The sequence below is a fragment of the Marinobacter sp. X15-166B genome (assembly GCF_001752365.1).
Classification (GTDB): domain Bacteria; phylum Pseudomonadota; class Gammaproteobacteria; order Pseudomonadales; family Oleiphilaceae; genus Marinobacter.
This window is the reverse complement of record NZ_MEIY01000001.1, coordinates 284,611-300,495: the sequence shown is the minus strand read 5'-3', so window position 1 is coordinate 300,495 and position 15,885 is coordinate 284,611. Positions and strand designations below refer to the sequence as shown.

Here is a 15,885-nt window from a genome sequence, read left to right as displayed (position 1 = left end):
TCGTAAAATGGACGGTTGTGACATCATACGCCAAATATTCACATTGAGTCTGCCCCGCGGTCTTCGGTTCGCGGTGCACCGACGCCGTGCACGGAGAGTTTTCTGATGGCAACAACTGATCGTCTGGTCTGGATCGATCTGGAAATGACCGGGCTTGACCCGGAGCAGGAACGGATCATCGAAATCGCCACCATCGTCACCGACGCCAACCTGCAGATCATTGCCGAAGGGCCGGTGCTTGCCGTGAAACAGCCCGACAGCCTGCTCGACGCCATGGACGAATGGTGCACCCGCACCCACGGTGAAAACGGCCTCACCCAGCGGGTACGTGACAGCCATATCTCGGAAGCAGAGGCGGAGCAGCAGACCCTGGCGTTTCTCAGCCAGCACCTTGAACCCGGGCAGTCACCCCTGTGCGGCAACAGCGTCGGTCAGGACCGCCGTTTTCTGGTCAAATACATGCCCCGGCTGGAAGCGTTTTTTCATTACCGCAACCTGGATGTGAGCACGGTGAAAGAGCTGGCGCGGCGCTGGCGTCCGGACGTGTTGCAAGGGGTCAGCAAAAAGGGCACCCACCTGGCGCTGGACGATATCCGTGACTCCATCGCCGAGTTGCAGCACTACCGCGAGCACTTTTTTAATCTGCAGTGAGGCCGTGCCGGGCCAGTGCCCAGTGCACGTGTTCGCGCACCAGGGGGGAGGGATGCCCGGCCCTGGACCGGAGCGCCTCGATGATCGGGATGGTTGACGGGGCGTTGCCCAGTCCCACCGCCAGATTGCGCAGCCAGCCCTCGTAACCGGTCCGCCGGATGGCCGAGCCTTCGGTGCGGCGGAGAAACTCTTCCTCGGACCACCGAAACAGCGCCGCCAGGTCGGCGTTGTCGAAATTGTGACGGGGCCGGAAATCCTCTTCCTGCGAGGGTTTGCTGAATTTGTTCCAGGGGCACACCAGCTGGCAGTCGTCGCAGCCAAACACCCGGTTGCCCATCAACGGGCGCAGCTCTTCCGGAATGGCGCCTTTCAGTTCAATGGTCAGGTAACTGATGCAGCGCCGGGCGTCGAGCTTGTGGGGTCCTAAAAAGGCGTTGGTCGGACACAGGTCCAGGCAGGCGCTGCAGCTGCCGCAATGATCACCTTCGTAGGGCGCATCCAGTGGCAGGGGCGCACTGGTGAAGATTTCCCCCAGAAAGAAAAATGACCCCGCCTGGCGATTCAGCAGCATGGTGTTTTTGCCAAACCAGCCCAGACCGGCCCGCTGTGCGAGGGCGCGCTCCAGGACCGGTGCGCTGTCTACAAAGGCGCGGTAGTTGTAACCGGACAGGGCTTCATCCACACGTTTGGCCAGGGTGGTCAGGCGCTTGCGTATCAGTTTGTGGTAGTCGCGCCCCAGGGTGTAGCGGGAAATGTAGGCTTTCTCCCGGTCGTTGAGCACCGCCGCGGGATTGTCCGGAGTGGTCAGGTAATTCATGCGCACCGAAATGATCCGCTGGGTGCCGGGAATCAGGGACTCAGGTGTGTAGCGTTTGTCACCATGGTCAGCCATGTACGCCATTTCGCCATGCAGTCCCTCCTGCAGCCACGCCTGCAAGCGCTGGCCGTGATCGCCGGTATCCGCCCGGGTGATGCCCACTTCGGCGAAGCCAAGCTCTTCAGCCCAAAGGCGAATCTGGTCGGGCAGGGTGTCGAGTGTGTGCTGCATGATCGGTCGTTACTTGGGTTTCATGTAAAATACGTTGATTACGTTATGACCTTTTTTGTATTTTGCTATTCTTTACAAAAGTCTGGCCTTAACACTTAAACTGTATTCTTTGCTGGGTTTGTCGCTTTATGGCACGGGTTCATCTGCACAGCTTACCAGAAACCTTGTACGCCGCCGACGCCGTTCGTGCCATGGATCGCTCTCTTATCGACGAGCAGGGGACGGCCGGTTTTGAACTCATGAGCCGGGCGGCCCGCTCCGTGTTTCGCCAGCTGCTGCGGCGCTGGCCGGCGCCGTCCGCGATCACGGTGCTGTGCGGGGCGGGCAACAACGGCGGGGACGGCTACCTGGTAGCGGCCGCAGCGCACCGTCATGGGGTGCCGGTGCATTGCGTGGCGGTGGCCGATCCGGCCCGTCTCACCGGCGACGCCCGTCTGGCCTGGGAAGAGTACAAGGCCGTCGGGGGGCGACCGGTGTCTTGGGCCGGGCTCGATGACCGCGGACGGCAGGCGGTGTTTGCGGTGGCGGTTATCGTGGACGCGCTGCTGGGCACAGGCATCAGTGGCGTGCCCCGGCAACCCTATGCCGAGGTGATTGCGCGATGCAATGAATCCGCCGCCGCAGTGGTTGCCGTGGATGTGCCTTCGGGATTGGATGGCACCACCGGAGCGGCTCCCGGGCCGGCGGTCAGGGCCGCGTTGACGGTCACGTTTATCGCTTTGAAGGCGGGACTGTTTACCGGCCGAGGGCCGGACTGCGCCGGTACCGTGGTGTTTGACGCCCTTGATGAGGGCGCTGCACAGGCGGCTGCCCTGCAGCCCCCCCTTGGCCAGACGGGTGCGCTGGCCGCAGGTGGCCCCCCGGTTGCCGGTGCGTGCGGCCACGGCGCACAAGGGCCGGTTTGGGCATGTGCTGGTGGTGGCGGGCGACCGGGGCTATGGCGGTGCGGGCCTGCTCGCAGCAGAAGCCGCAGTGCGGTGCGGGGCCGGCCTGGTCAGTCTGGCCACCCGGCCGGAGCACGTGACCGCCATGCTGGCTCGCTGCCCGGCGGTGATGGTGCAGGGGGTTACCCACGGGTCCCAGCTGACCCCTCTGCTGGAGGCGGCTACGGTGATCGTGTGTGGTCCGGGGTTAGGGCGCGGTGCCTGGGGGCAGCAAATGCTGCAACAGGTCATCAGCACCGCCAAGCCCCGGGTGCTGGATGCGGATGCGCTCAATTTGCTGGCGCAGCGGGCTCCGGTGCATGCCGCCTGTCAGGTGCTGACCCCGCATCCGGGAGAGGCCGCGCGATTGCTGGGGCAGTCGGTCAGTGAGGTGGAAGCGAACCGCGTGCAGGCGGTGCAGGCGTTGCAACACCGGTACGGTGGCACCGTGCTGCTGAAAGGCGCGGGTACTCTGGTGGCAAGCGCCGCGGAGGTGCCGGCTATGGTGACCGGCAGCAACCCCGGGTTGGCCAGCGGGGGCATGGGGGACGTGTTGTCCGGCATGGTCGGTGCTTTGCTGGCACAGGTGCGCGAGCCGGGTGCGGCCACCGAAATCGCGGCCGCCTTGCATCTGGCCTGCGCCGGCCGGGCGGCTGCAAAACGGGGGTTTATGGGCCTGATAGCGACCGATATTATTGACACTCTGCCGCAGCTGCTGGGCGAGGCGGAAGGCGTGGTCGTCAACCACGAGACCGGATTCGAGGAGTATGGCAATGATGACCACCACTGACGGGCAGGCCAGCGAGGAGGTCCTGCTGGCCGATGAGGCCGCCACCGAAAGCTTCGGGCGGGAGCTGGCCGCACGGATCCGGGCCAGTGGCAGCGGCCTGCTGGTGTTTCTCGAGGGCAATCTGGGGATGGGGAAGACCACGCTGAGTCGCGGGCTGATCCGCGGGTTGGGCCATCAGGGCGCGGTGAAAAGTCCGACCTACACCCTGGTCGAGCCCTACGAGCATGTCACGCCTGCCACCTACCATTTCGATTTGTATCGGCTGGGTGATCCGGAGGAGCTGGAATACATGGGCATCCGGGATTATTTTTTGGCGGACCGGGTGTGTCTGGTTGAATGGGCCGAACGCGGTCAGGGGGTGCTGCCCGGTGCCGATTTGACCGTGCTTCTGGAGCGGCGGGGGGACGGCCGGGCGGCCCGACTGAAGCCCGGAACCCGGCGTGGGCGGGAATTGATAGGCGCAGGTTTCTGATATGAACACACTCACCACTCTGCCGTGGATGACCGCCTGGCGGCTGATACCGGCCTTGCTGTTGCTGCTGACCTGGGCAGCGGATGCTGCCGCTGGCAACGCCATCCAGGGCGCGCGCATCTGGCCTGCGCCGGATCACACCCGAGTGGTGTTTGAAATGCAGGGCGATGTGCAGCACAACGTGTTCGCCCTGGGCAGTCCGGCCCGGATGGTTATCGATATCAGCAACACCTCTTTGCAGGGCGATCTCGCCCGGCTGGATCTGACTGGCAGTCCGATCCAGCGGATACGCAGTGCCCGGCGGAACGGCAATGATCTGCGCGTGGTGCTGGATCTGAACAGCGAGATGAAGGCGCGCAGCTTTCAACTGAAACCCAACGAGCAGTACGGCCACCGGCTGGTGGTGGATCTGATTGATGAGCGAGGTGCGGCCAAAGCAGCCAGCCCCACGCCGACCGTGAGTGCGGCCGGTGTCGGCAAGCGGGATATCGTGGTGGTGATCGATCCGGGCCACGGCGGCGAAGACCCGGGGGCGATTGGCCCCGGTGGTACGTTCGAAAAGGACATTGTCCTGAGCCTGTCTAAGAAGCTGGCAGACCTGATCAACAGCAAGCCGGGCTACGCGGCGAAACTGACCCGCACCGGTGATTACTACATCGGATTGCGGGAGCGCACCCGACTGGCCCGCCAGCACAACGCCGATCTGTTTATTTCCGTGCATGCGGACGCGTTTCGGACCCCGAAACCCCGGGGAGCGTCGGTGTTTGCGCTGTCCCAGCGCGGTGCGACCAGTGAGACCGCGCGCTGGCTGGCGAGTACCGAAAACAGTGCCGACCTGATCGGCGGCGTCGGCGGGGTGTCCTTGAACGGCAAGGACGACACCCTCGCCGGGGTGCTGCTGGATTTGTCCATGACGGCCAGTATCAACGCCAGTGTCGGGGTCGGCAGCCATGTGCTGCGCCAGTTGGGAGGCATCACCCGGCTGCACAAACCCGGGGTGGAGCAGGCCGCCTTTGTGGTGCTCAAGTCGCCGGATATACCTTCCATCCTGGTGGAGGCCGGGTTCATCTCCAACCCCCGCGAGGAGCGTATGCTGAAGTCGGGTCAGCATCGGGACAAGCTGGCGCGGGCCGTATTCAGTGGCATCCAGAGTTATTTTGAGGCCACGCCTCCGCCGGGCACCCTGCTGGCGTGGAACAAGCAGCAGGGCAGCACGGCGGGTGGCCGTCAAGCGAGCCAGTATCAAATCCGTCGGGGCGATACCCTGTCGGCAGTGGCCCGCCGAAACCGTATCACGGTCAACGAGTTAATGCGTTATAACGGCTTGAATGACGATCGGGTGGTGATCGGACAGACGTTGCGGATTCCGGCTTCCTAGCCGCATTCTGGTATGCTTGGGGCCTTGAGTGCCTGATTCATTCCGCAGCAACGAGAGGCTTATCTGCTCTATGTCGTCGATCAAACTTCTGTCCCCCCGTCTTGCCAACCAGATCGCCGCTGGAGAGGTGGTGGAGCGTCCGGCTTCGGTACTCAAGGAGCTACTGGAAAATGCCCTGGATGCCGGGGCCACCCATGTGGACATTGAAGTGGAGCAAGGGGGCACCAAGCTGATCCGGGTGCGGGATGACGGTCGCGGTATTGAGAAAGACGACCTGCCGCTGGCGCTCAGCCGCCACGCCACCAGTAAAATATCCAGTCTGGACGATCTGGAGGCCGTGGCTTCTTTGGGGTTCCGGGGTGAGGCGCTGGCCAGTATCAGTTCCGTGTCGCGATTGTCACTGACCTCCAAGGCGGCCGGGCAGGAGGCCGCCTCCCGGGTCGAAGTGGAAGGTCGGGACATGGATGCGATCATCTCACCGGCGGCACATCCGGTGGGCACCACCGTCGAAATGCGCGACCTGTTCTTCAATACCCCCGCCCGCCGCAAATTTCTGCGTACCGAAAAAACCGAATTCAACCATCTGGAGGAGTGTCTCCGTCGGCAAGCGCTGAGCCGCTTTGATACCGGGTTCTCCCTGCGCCACAACCAGAAAGTGGTTCACAACCTGCGGCCGGCCGGCACGGTAACGGACCGGGAACGTCGTATTGCCGCACTCTGTGGTCAGACCTTTATTGACAACGCGGTGGTGATCGATACCGAGGCCACCGGGTTACGCTTGTGGGGGTGGGTGGCCTTGCCCACTTTTTCCCGCAGTCAGGCCGACCTGCAGTACTTTTTTGTCAACGGCCGGGTGATCCGCGACCGGTTGGTGGCCCATGCGGTGCGCCAGGCGTACCGCGACGTACTTTACAACAACCGCCATCCGGCGTTCGTGCTGTATCTGGAGGTGGATCCCGCGACTGTCGACGTGAATGTGCACCCCACCAAACACGAGGTCCGCTTCCGTGACGGCCGGCTGGTGCATGACTTTGTGTTTCGTTCGCTGCACCGGGCGCTCGCCGATGTGCGCCCGGACGACCAGTTGCGGGGCGCGGTCGCCCAGTCGTTGGGGCGCGACGTGGTCAGTGTCAGACCGGACACCGCCAGTCCGGTGAGCCAGGCGGCGATGACGCTGCCGCAACATACTCCGGTGGGTGGCGGACCGGCTTACCCGACTTCGGGTGGGGGCGGTTTCCGGCCCCCGGGCAGCCGCCTGCCCCGGATTGGGGGGCCAGCGATCAGGCCGCGCTTTATCAGTCTCTGGGCGTCGCCGGAGATGAGGCGGCCCGGCGGCCCGCCGCCGGCTTGGTGGAAGGGCAGCCCACTCCTCCGGTTGCCGGCGGGGATGAACCGACTCTGGGGTACGCCATCGCCCAGCTGCACGGCATCTACATCCTGGCGCAGACGGCCCAGGGGATGATCATTGTCGATATGCACGCCGCCCATGAGCGCATCACCTACGAGCGCATGAAGCGGGCCCTCGACGCCGAGGATCTGGTCAGCCAGCCGTTGCTGGTGCCGCTGTCGCTGGCGGTCAGCGAGGCCGAGGCCGAAGTGGCGGAAACCCACGGCGAGGACTTGCAGCAGCTCGGTTTGACGGTTGAGCGGATCGCTCCGGAAACCATCGCGGTGCGCCAGATACCCGCGTTGTTGCGGGATGCCGACACCGAACAGCTGGTGCGGGATGTATTGGCGGACCTGATCGAGCATGGCCAGAGCGACCGGGTCGAGGCCATGACCCATGAGTTGCTGGGCACCATGGCCTGCCACGGCTCGGTCCGGGCCAACCGGCAGCTGACCATCCCGGAAATGAACGCCCTGTTGCGGGACATGGAGGCGACCGAGCGCAGCGGGCAGTGCAACCACGGGCGTCCCACCTGGACCCTGGTGACCCTGCCGGAACTCGACAAACTCTTCCTGAGGGGGCGCTGATGGCATTGCCCCCGGCAATATTTTTGATGGGGCCGACCGCATCGGGTAAAACCGATCTGGCCATCCGGTTGTGCCAGCAACTGCCCTGCGAGATCATCAGTGTGGATTCGGCGATGATCTACCGTGGCATGGACATTGGCACCGCCAAGCCGAGCGCGGCGGAGTTGGCGCTCGCTCCGCACCGGCTGATTGATATCTGTGAGCCGGCGGAAACCTACTCGGTGGCGGATTTCCGGCGTGATGCGCTGCAGGCGATGGCTGACATCACCGCGGCGGGGAAAATCCCGTTGCTGGTGGGGGGCACCATGATGTACTTCAAGGGGTTGCTGCACGGGCTGTCCGATTTGCCCTCCGCTGACCCACAATTGCGGGCCCGGTTGGAGCAGCTGGCCCGCACCCGGGGGTGGGGCGTTCTGCATCAGGAACTGGCCGCGCGTGATCCGGTGGCGGCCAACATCATCCATCCGAACAACCGGCAGCGATTGCTGCGTGCGGTCGAAGTGATCCGCTTGACCGGGCGGCCGATTTCAGAGGCCTGGCAGGCGTCGCAGCGGGACCCCGGTGGCCGTGCATCCCGTATCGAGGATTACCCTTATTTCACCCAGTGGCAGGCAGACGAAGGCCAGCCACTGCCGTATACTCTCACCCAGCTTGCGATTGCGCCCGCGCAACGGGGGACTCTGCACGATCGGATCCAGCAACGTTTCCTTGCCATGCTGGCGGCGGGGTTCGAAAACGAAGTGCGCGATTTGAAGGCGCGAGACGACCTGAGCCCGGACTTGCCTTCGATGCGGTGTGTTGGTTACCGGCAGATGTGGTCCTATCTCGCTGGCGAGTATGACCATGCCGCGATGACTGACAAAAGCCTCGCCGCAACCCGTCAGCTGGCCAAGCGACAACTGACCTGGTTGCGCAAGTGGACCGATGTGAGCTGGCTTGAATCCGACTTGAGCGCTGACCCCTCATTAAATGTTGAAACAGCCTTGAAAATTATCAGGCGCAACACCACATTTAATTGAAAGGCCGGTGAGTTGCTTCAATTTTTTTAACTCATTATTGTACGTAACAGGAGAATAAACATGTCAAAGGGGCACACTCTACAAGACCCTTATCTGAATGCCCTTCGCAAGGAGCGCATCCCCGTTTCCATTTTTCTCGTGAACGGCATCAAGCTACAGGGCCAGATCGAGTCGTTTGACCAGTTTGTTATCCTGCTGAAAAACACCGTAAGCCAGATGGTTTACAAGCATGCGATTTCCACGGTTGTGCCTGCCCGCAATGTTCGCCTCCCTCAGCCGGGAGCGGCCGGAGAAGAGTCCGAGGAGTAATCCCCGGAGCTCCATGAGCATTGAGGTTAACAAGAACCCGCGTATTTCCGGTGCCCCAGGGCGGTCGCCGGGAAACGCGGGTATTTGTGTTTCTGAATTTCCCCTGTCGTTGACGCTGGAGTTATTGCCCATTGTTTGATCGTCCTGATGTTGGTGAGCGCGCGGTTCTGGTTCATATGGAGCTTTCTTCCCATAGCGATACCGAAGATCTTGGCGAGTTTCGCGAGTTGGTAACCTCGGCCGGTGTGGAGGCGGTCGATACGGTGACCGGCTCCCGCAAGCAACCCAGCTCCCGTTTATTCATCGGCGAGGGCAAACTGGAAGAGGTGCGACAGGCGGTTGAGTTTGCCGGGGCGGATGTGGTGCTGTTCAACCACGCGCTGAGCCCGAGTCAGGAACGCAACCTGGAGAGAGAGCTCAAGTGTCGGGTGCTCGACCGGACCGGGGTTATCCTGGATATTTTTGCGCAACGGGCCCGTACTCACGAGGGTAAGCTGCAGGTGGAGCTGGCGCAGCTTGAACATATGTCCACCCGGCTGGTTCGCGGCTGGACGCACCTCGAGCGCCAGGCCGGTGGTATCGGCCTGCGCGGTCCCGGTGAAACCCAGCTTGAGACCGACCGCCGGTTGCTGCGGGCGCGTATTAAAGCCATCCACCGTCGGCTGGAAAAGGTCCGGCGGCAGCGGGATCAGGGGCGGCGGGCGCGGCTGCGGGCGGACATTCCCACGGTGTCGCTGGTGGGGTACACCAACGCCGGCAAATCCACCCTGTTCAATCATTTGACTGCGGCGGAGGTCTATACCGCGGATCAGTTGTTCGCCACCCTTGACCCGACCCTGAGGCGGCTGGAGTTGCCCGATGTGGGGGCCATTGTACTGGCCGATACGGTGGGCTTCATCCGCCATCTGCCCCACAAGCTGGTTGAGGCGTTTCGTGCCACCCTGGAAGAAACCGTAGAAGCCACTTTGCTGTTGCACGTGGTCGATTGTGTGGACGAACGCCGGGATGACAACATGGAAGAGGTTGAAAACGTGTTGTTGGAGATAGGTGCCGATGAGGTGCCTGTGTTGCAGGTGTTCAATAAAATTGATCTGCTGGACGAGTTCAGCCCGCGTATTGACCGCAACGAGGACGGTGTGCCGGTGCGGGTGTGGGTGTCGGCAGTCACGGGAGTGGGGCTTGAGTTGCTGTTTGATGCCCTGACCGAGCGCCTGGGCCAGAACGTGCTGCACCGGTTTGTGTGCGTGGGGCCCAGGGACGGCAGACTGCGGGCCCTGATGCACGACGCCGGTGCGGTGCTCAGCGAAACGCACCGGGAAAATGGTGATGTCGTAGTAGAAATCAGACTGCAGGAACGGGATTGGTTTCAGCTGCTGGTCAAGGCCGGAGTGCGGCCGGAAGACCTGCGGTTTGATCCGGAGTTGGACCGCGATCGGGCTTGATAGCGCAATCGCTATTGCCGGAACGGTTATAAATCCCTAGTATTTGCAGCCATTCGATTGCTTTGGAACGGAGATTACTATGGCCTGGAATGAACCGGGTGGGAATCGCAACGATAATGACCCTTGGGGTACCGGTGGTGGTCGTGGCGGCAGGGATCAAGGACCGCCAGACCTGGACGAGGCCCTGAAAAAGGGGTTGGAGCGCCTGAACAAGCTGATGGGCGGCAAAGGCAAGAAGTCCGGTTCGGGCGGCGGTGGCAGCAATGCAGCCGGTTTCGGTGCGGTGTTGGCACTGGCGGCCATAGTGTTCGTCGGCTACGTCATCTTCCAGTCTTTCTATACCATTGACGAACAGGAGCGGGGCGTAGTGTTGCGCTTCGGGGAGTACAGCAAAACGGAAAATCCCGGTCTGCGCTTCAAAGTGCCCCTGATCGATGATGTCACCAAGGTGCGGGTGACCAGTGTCCGGAATGCCGAGTCCCGCGGGCAGATGCTCACTCAGGATGAAAACCTGGTCAGTGTTGATCTGCAGGTGCAGTACCGGGTGTCCAGTGCCCGGGATTACGTGCTTAACGTTCGTGACTCCAACCAGGCGCTGGCGTTTGCGACCGACAGTGCGTTGCGCCATGAGGTGGGCAGTTCGCTGCTCGATGAGGTGCTGACCGAAGGCCGGGCGGAACTCGCCGTGCGGGTCGAGCAGCGTCTGCAGCTGTTCCTGGATGAGTACGGTACCGGTCTGGAAGTGGTGCGGGTCAACGTTGAAAGTACCCAGCCCCCCGAGTCGGTGCAGGAAGCCTTCCGTGAAGTGCAGCGAGCCCGTGAGGACGAGCAGCGCCTGAAGGAAGAAGCCGAAACCTATCGCAACAAGGTGGTTCCGGAAGCCCGTGGTCGCGCCCAGCGGATGCTGGAAGAAGCCATGGCCTACAAGCAGCAGGTCATTGAGCGTGCCAACGGTGAAACCTCCCGGTTCCTGGCCATGCTGGAGGTGTACAAGCGTGCCCCGGCGGTCACCCGCGAGCGCATGTATCTGCAAGCGATGGAAACCGTGCTGTCGGCCACCAACAAGATTCTGGTCGATACCAAAGGCGGTAACAACATGATGTATCTGCCGCTGGATCAGTTGGTCAACAGAAGTGGCGGAGCGCTTTCCGGCTCATCTCCGAGCGGTGGCAGCGGGCTTCAGGATGACAGCGATATCCAGACGCTGGCCGATCGCGTGATCCGGGAGATCCAGAGCAGACAAGGCAGCAACGTGCGGAGAGGGAGATAATCATGGGACCTAAAGGTGTAGTGGGTCTTGCAGGAACCCTTATAGTTGTCCTGCTGGTGCTGTCGAGCGTTTATATCATTCCGGAAACCCATCGCGGCGTGTTGCTGCGTTTTGGGGAACTGGTGGAGACCGACATCAAGGCCGGTCTGCATTTCAAGGTGCCGGTGATCGATCAGGTGCGTCAGTTCGACGTGCGGGTCCTGACCACGGAAATCCCGTCCCGGCAGTACCTGACCGTGGAAAAGAAACCCCTGCAAGTGGATTCTTACATCGCCTGGCAGATCCGCAACGTGGACGAGTTTTACCGGGCCACCGGTGGCGACGAGTTCCGTGCGCGGTCGCTGCTGTCCTCGCGGGTAGACAATGGCCTGCGGGACGAATTCGGGGTGCGCACCATGCACGAAGTGGTGTCTGGTCAGCGTGATGAGCTGATGCACACCCTCCGTGACCGGGTCAACGAAACCTCGGTGGACGAGTTCGGCATTGTGGTGCTGGATGTGCGGGTGAAGGCGATTGAACTGCCCAGTCAGGTCAGTGACAGCGTCTACCGCCGGATGGCCACCGAGCGCCAGAAGCTGGCTCAGGAGTTCCGTTCACGGGGCCGTGAGCTGGCCGAGGGGATTCGCGCCGATGCCGACCGCCAGCGGATTGTGGTGGAAGCAGAAGCCTTTGCAAAAGCCGAGCAGCTGCGCGGTGAGGGTGACGGTCAGGCGGCCAGGATTTACGCCGATGCCTACAGCTCCAACGAAGACTTTTACAGTCTGTACCGCAGCCTGGAGGCCTATCAGAAAACCTTTACCGGCCGGAATGACCTGATGGTCATCGATGCGGACAGTGATTTCCTGAGATACCTCAAGGATCCTCTGGGCGGCAAATAATCTGATTGCCGCTTCCGGAAACCGGAATATTTGGGCCTGCCCAGGTATTCCGGTTTTTTTGTGGCCGCTAACAGTGTAAAATCCGGTCGTTTTGGGTCCGTTTTTCTCTATGGGTTGACGCTATACATGACTGCATCTGATCGCTGGTTGCTGCCGGACGGGGTAGAAGACATTCTGCCGCCTCTGGCAGGACGGATTGAATCCCTGCGCCGGGACATAATGGACACTTGCCAGCGCTGGGGCTATCAGCTGGTGATTCCACCGCTGATTGAGTACCTGGATTCGCTGTTTACCGGCACCGGCCACGACCTCGAATTGCAGACCTTCAAGCTGACCGATCAGCTCAACGGCCGCATGATGGGTGTGCGCGCCGATATGACGCCCCAGGCGGCGCGCATAGACGCACACACCTTACGGCAGGATGGGGTGACCCGGTTGTGTTACGCCGGCCACGTGCTGCACACCCGTCCCCGCCATATGCTGACCGGGCGCACCCCCATACAGGCGGGCTGCGAGCTGTTTGGCAGCGCCTCCGAAGCCGCAGATCTGGAAGTGATCAGTCTGATGCTGGAGTCCTTGCAGGTTGCCGGGCTGTCCCAGATCCATCTGGACGTGGCCCATGTGGCGATCTATCAATCCCTGATCGCCGAAGCGGCCTTTACCGCCGACACCGAAGCCGCGATTTTCGATGCCATGCGGCGCAAGTCGTTGCCGGAGCTGAACGCCTTGCTCGGTCAGCATGAAACAGGTACCCCCGGTGCCCTGCTCAGGGAGTTGGCGGCCATCAGTGGCGGGCGTGAAGCACTGGAGCAAGCGCGGCAGGTGCTGCGCAACGCCTCGGGTCCGGTCAACAACGCGCTGGCTCAGCTTGAGCGTCTGGTGGCGCAGCTGGCGCAGGTGTTTCCGGACGTCAGTATCGGCTTCGATTTTTGCGAGTTGCGGGGCTATAACTACCATACCGGTTTGGTGTTCGGAGCCTATGTCCCGGGCCACGGTGAAGCCGTTGCCAAAGGGGGGCGGTACGATTCCATCGGCAGCGATTTCGGCCGCGCCCGCCCGGCCACGGGGTTCAGCCTGGATGTGCGTGCGCTGGTGGCACTGGGCGAGCGGGTTATGGAAACCCGGGGGGCCATCTGGGCACCCCTGGACGAGGATGCCGGGCTCGCCCGCAAGGTGGCGGAGTTGCGAAGGACCAACGTGGTCGTTCAGGCGCTCCCGGAAGAGAAACAAGCCGATCCCGCGGCACGGGGATGTGACCGGGTTCTGGTCAGGCGCAATGATCAATGGGTTGTCGAGTCAATCAAGTAAACTCCGACATACGTTACTGCGGTCGCGGCAGACGCTGCGGCACACTGAGAGAGAGTCATGGGCAAAAATGTTGTAGTGCTGGGCACCCAGTGGGGTGATGAAGGCAAGGGTAAAATCGTCGACCTGCTGACGGAAGAGGTTAAGGCGGTGGTGCGTTTTCAGGGCGGGCACAACGCCGGCCACACCCTGGTCATTGACGGCCAGAAGACGGCGCTCCATCTGATCCCGTCAGGAATTCTGCGGGAGTCGGTCATCTGCCTGATCGGCAACGGCGTGGTCCTGTCCCCGGAGGCGCTGTTGACGGAGGTACACGCCCTGGAAGCCCGTGGGGTGTCGGTGCGTGACCGGCTGAAAATCAGCCTGGCGTGCCCCCTGATTCTGCCCACCCACGTGCGCATCGATCAGGCTCGCGAATTGGCCCGTGGTGAGGACAAAATTGGCACCACCGGCCGGGGAATCGGTCCTGCCTATGAGGACAAGGTGTCCCGTCGTGGCTTGCGCGTCGGTGATCTTATGAACAAGGTCACTCTGGAAGAGAAACTGCGCGAAATCATGACCTACCACAACTTCGCGCTGACCGAATTTTACAAGACCGAGCCGGTCGATATCGATCAGACCCTGGCGGATCTCAATGCCATGGGTGAGGAAATCCTGCCCATGGCGGCGGACGTGACCGACATGCTGCACGACTTCCGCAAGCGCGGTGAACACATTCTGTTTGAAGGCGCTCAGGGGTCCTTGCTGGACATTGATCTGGGCACCTACCCCTATGTGACCTCGTCCAACACCACCGCCGGAGGCACCGCCACCGGCTCGGGCTTTGGCCCCCTGTTCCTGGATTACGTCCTGGGTATCACCAAGGCCTACACCACCCGGGTGGGCTCAGGCCCCTTCCCGACGGAACTGTTCGATGACGTGGGTGAGCGGCTGGCAGTGAAGGGCAACGAAGTAGGCACCACCACCGGCCGGTCCCGTCGCTGTGGCTGGTTTGATGCCGTCGCCCTGCGCCACGCCATCCAGATCAACAGTGTCTCCGGGATTTGTCTGACCAAGCTGGACGTGCTGGACGGGCTGGACACGGTCAAGGTGTGCGTCGACTACAAGACCAAAGACGGGGGGGAGTTACACCGCCCGCCCATCAACTGTGACGATTACAGCAGCATCGAGCCGGTGTACGTCGAGTTGCCCGGCTGGCAGGAAAGCACCTTCGGATTGACCCGCCTGGAAGACCTGCCCGAGAACGCCAAGGCGTACATCCGTTTTCTGGAGGAGCAGATCGAAGCACCGATCGACATAGTGTCAACCGGACCGGATCGGGTGGAAACCATCACCCTGCGACACCCGTTCGCGGAACACTGAGCCAGTCAGTGCAAGTCGTTGAAAAAAGGCCCGCATAGCGGGCCTTTTTTTTATGAGTCCGGGCTTCGCGCGTTTGCCGCGTCAGGGTTTTTCGGCAATGATCGTGGCCCGTTTGGGGCCCGGGTAACCTTCAACTGTGCGGGACGGGTCCTGGGGGTCAAGGAAGTCGCGCAACGATTGAAAGCGCATCCAGTCGGTGCTGCGTTGCTCCGCCGTGGTGGTGGTGGACACATCCACCACCCGGGCATGGCGGTAGCCGCACCGGTCCAGCCAGCGCAGCAGGGTGGCGCAGCTGGGCAGGAACCAGACGTTGCGCATTTGCGCGTAACGGTCTGCGGGCATCAGACTGTGACCTTCCGGGCCGTCCACCACCAGCGTCTCCAGCACCAGCTCACCGCCGGGACGCAGGGTGTCTTTCAGCTCCAGCAGGTGGTCCAGCGGCGAACGCCGGTGATAGAGCACGCCCATGGAAAAGGTGGTGTCGAAATAGCGCAGATTCGGGGGTAAATCTTCCATGCGGACCGGCAGCAGATCCACAGGCACAGCGCCGAGGTAGCGTTTCACCGCCAGAAACTGGAACAGAAACAGCAGCCCCGGATCGATGCCAATCACCTGGCGGGCACCTTCTGCGAACATGCGCCAGCAGTGATAGCCCGAACCGCAGCCGACGTCCAGAATCCGGCGGCCGTGCAGTTCTGCCAGGTGCGGGGCAACCCGGTCCCACTTCCAGTCCGAGCGCCATTCCGTATCAATGTGGGTGCCAAAAAAGTTGAACGGGCCTTTGCGCCACGGCATCAAGCCCCGCAGGGCCGGTTCGACCCGCGCCTGATCCGCCTCGCTGACCTGAGCCGCGTCCAGGGTGACCGTGGCGCGGTCCAGGTGGGCGGTGACCGCTGTAATGGCCGGCAGGGCGTTCAGCGCTCCCAGCCAGCGCTCAAGGTCACCGTGGGGCTGTTCGTCGAAGCGCCGCCGCAGCTGATGCGCCAGGGTGTTTTTCCAGGCGTCCTGACGGTCCGCCTCGAGTTGTGCAAACAGGTCGTGGTAGCAGGCTTGCCAGTCGAACG

At 62.2% G+C, this 15,885-nt stretch carries 12 protein-coding genes and 2 pseudogenes; 12 read left to right on the top strand and 2 right to left on the bottom strand.

Features of this window, described 5'->3' with window-relative positions:
* The first annotated feature begins 105 nt into the window (after positions 1 to 105).
* Positions 106 to 651, top strand: coding sequence for an oligoribonuclease (orn, locus tag BG841_RS01410; protein ID WP_070056026.1), 546 nt, complete (start codon positions 106 to 108; stop codon positions 649 to 651).
* Here the strand turns inward: orn and queG are convergent.
* Positions 638 to 1,699, bottom strand: coding sequence for a tRNA epoxyqueuosine(34) reductase QueG (queG, locus tag BG841_RS01405; RefSeq protein WP_070056025.1), 1,062 nt, complete (start codon positions 1,697 to 1,699; stop codon positions 638 to 640). The genes orn and queG overlap by 14 nt on opposite strands.
* A gap of 128 nt (positions 1,700 to 1,827) precedes the next feature.
* On the opposite strand from queG, the pseudogene BG841_RS17680 reads away from it, so the two are divergent.
* The 11 genes and pseudogenes from BG841_RS17680 (at position 1,828) to BG841_RS01350 (ending at position 14,821) form a co-directional block, all read left to right on the top strand.
* A pseudogene (locus BG841_RS17680) lies at positions 1,828 to 3,412 on the top strand (NAD(P)H-hydrate dehydratase).
* The gene (gene tsaE / locus BG841_RS01395) at positions 3,396 to 3,884 is read left to right on the top strand and encodes a tRNA (adenosine(37)-N6)-threonylcarbamoyltransferase complex ATPase subunit type 1 TsaE (RefSeq protein WP_228141564.1); all 489 of its coding nucleotides are present in this window, start codon (positions 3,396 to 3,398) and stop codon (positions 3,882 to 3,884) included. The pseudogene BG841_RS17680 and the gene tsaE overlap by 17 nt, the downstream one beginning before the upstream one ends.
* A gap of 1 nt (position 3,885) precedes the next feature.
* Positions 3,886 to 5,262: an N-acetylmuramoyl-L-alanine amidase gene (locus tag BG841_RS01390; RefSeq protein ID WP_228141563.1), complete on the top strand. Its 1,377-nt coding sequence runs from the start codon at positions 3,886 to 3,888 to the stop codon at positions 5,260 to 5,262.
* Positions 5,263 to 5,332: 70 nt separating this feature from the next.
* Positions 5,333 to 7,236: pseudogene (gene mutL / locus BG841_RS01385) on the top strand (DNA mismatch repair endonuclease MutL).
* Positions 7,233 to 8,255, top strand: coding sequence for a tRNA (adenosine(37)-N6)-dimethylallyltransferase MiaA (miaA, locus tag BG841_RS01380; protein ID WP_228141698.1), 1,023 nt, complete (start codon positions 7,233 to 7,235; stop codon positions 8,253 to 8,255). Before mutL ends, miaA begins: the two are co-directional and overlap by 4 nt.
* 60 nt (positions 8,256 to 8,315) lie before the next feature.
* A complete protein-coding gene (gene hfq / locus BG841_RS01375; RefSeq protein WP_070056023.1) occupies positions 8,316 to 8,564 on the top strand; it encodes an RNA chaperone Hfq in 249 nt (82 codons plus the stop codon).
* A 131-nt stretch (positions 8,565 to 8,695) separates the two neighbouring features.
* Positions 8,696 to 10,006 (top strand): ribosome rescue GTPase HflX, encoded by a 1,311-nt coding sequence (gene hflX / locus BG841_RS01370; RefSeq protein WP_070056022.1) that lies wholly within the window; start codon positions 8,696 to 8,698, stop codon positions 10,004 to 10,006.
* A 79-nt stretch (positions 10,007 to 10,085) separates the two neighbouring features.
* Complete coding sequence (hflK, locus tag BG841_RS01365; RefSeq protein WP_070056021.1) at positions 10,086 to 11,276, top strand: FtsH protease activity modulator HflK; 1,191 nt, start codon at positions 10,086 to 10,088, stop codon at positions 11,274 to 11,276.
* A 2-nt stretch (positions 11,277 to 11,278) separates the two neighbouring features.
* The gene (gene hflC / locus BG841_RS01360; protein ID WP_070056020.1) at positions 11,279 to 12,154 is read left to right on the top strand and encodes a protease modulator HflC; all 876 of its coding nucleotides are present in this window, start codon (positions 11,279 to 11,281) and stop codon (positions 12,152 to 12,154) included.
* Between the two features lie 126 nt (positions 12,155 to 12,280).
* Entirely contained in the window at positions 12,281 to 13,462 is a 1,182-nt protein-coding gene (locus BG841_RS01355; RefSeq protein WP_070058630.1) for an ATP phosphoribosyltransferase regulatory subunit, read from the top strand.
* A 57-nt stretch (positions 13,463 to 13,519) separates the two neighbouring features.
* Positions 13,520 to 14,821, top strand: coding sequence for an adenylosuccinate synthase (locus tag BG841_RS01350; RefSeq protein ID WP_070056019.1), 1,302 nt, complete (start codon positions 13,520 to 13,522; stop codon positions 14,819 to 14,821).
* 81 nt (positions 14,822 to 14,902) lie between these two features.
* Here the strand turns inward: BG841_RS01350 and cmoB are convergent, their stop codons facing one another.
* Positions 14,903 to 15,856: a tRNA 5-methoxyuridine(34)/uridine 5-oxyacetic acid(34) synthase CmoB gene (cmoB, locus tag BG841_RS01345; protein WP_228141697.1), complete on the bottom strand. Its 954-nt coding sequence runs from the start codon at positions 15,854 to 15,856 to the stop codon at positions 14,903 to 14,905.
* Between the last annotated feature and the right edge of the window lie 29 nt (positions 15,857 to 15,885).

Coding starts and splice junctions, on each gene's coding strand:
- orn (WP_070056026.1), top strand. CDS start 106: ATGGCAACAACTGATCGTCTGGTCTGGATCGATCTGGAAATGACCGGG.
- queG (WP_070056025.1), bottom strand. CDS start 1,699: ATGCAGCACACACTCGACACCCTGCCCGACCAGATTCGCCTTTGGGCT.
- tsaE (WP_228141564.1), top strand. CDS start 3,396: ATGATGACCACCACTGACGGGCAGGCCAGCGAGGAGGTCCTGCTGGCC.
- BG841_RS01390 (WP_228141563.1), top strand. CDS start 3,886: ATGAACACACTCACCACTCTGCCGTGGATGACCGCCTGGCGGCTGATA.
- hfq (WP_070056023.1), top strand. CDS start 8,316: ATGTCAAAGGGGCACACTCTACAAGACCCTTATCTGAATGCCCTTCGC.
- hflK (WP_070056021.1), top strand. CDS start 10,086: ATGGCCTGGAATGAACCGGGTGGGAATCGCAACGATAATGACCCTTGG.
- hflC (WP_070056020.1), top strand. CDS start 11,279: ATGGGACCTAAAGGTGTAGTGGGTCTTGCAGGAACCCTTATAGTTGTC.
- BG841_RS01355 (WP_070058630.1), top strand. CDS start 12,281: ATGACTGCATCTGATCGCTGGTTGCTGCCGGACGGGGTAGAAGACATT.
- BG841_RS01350 (WP_070056019.1), top strand. CDS start 13,520: ATGGGCAAAAATGTTGTAGTGCTGGGCACCCAGTGGGGTGATGAAGGC.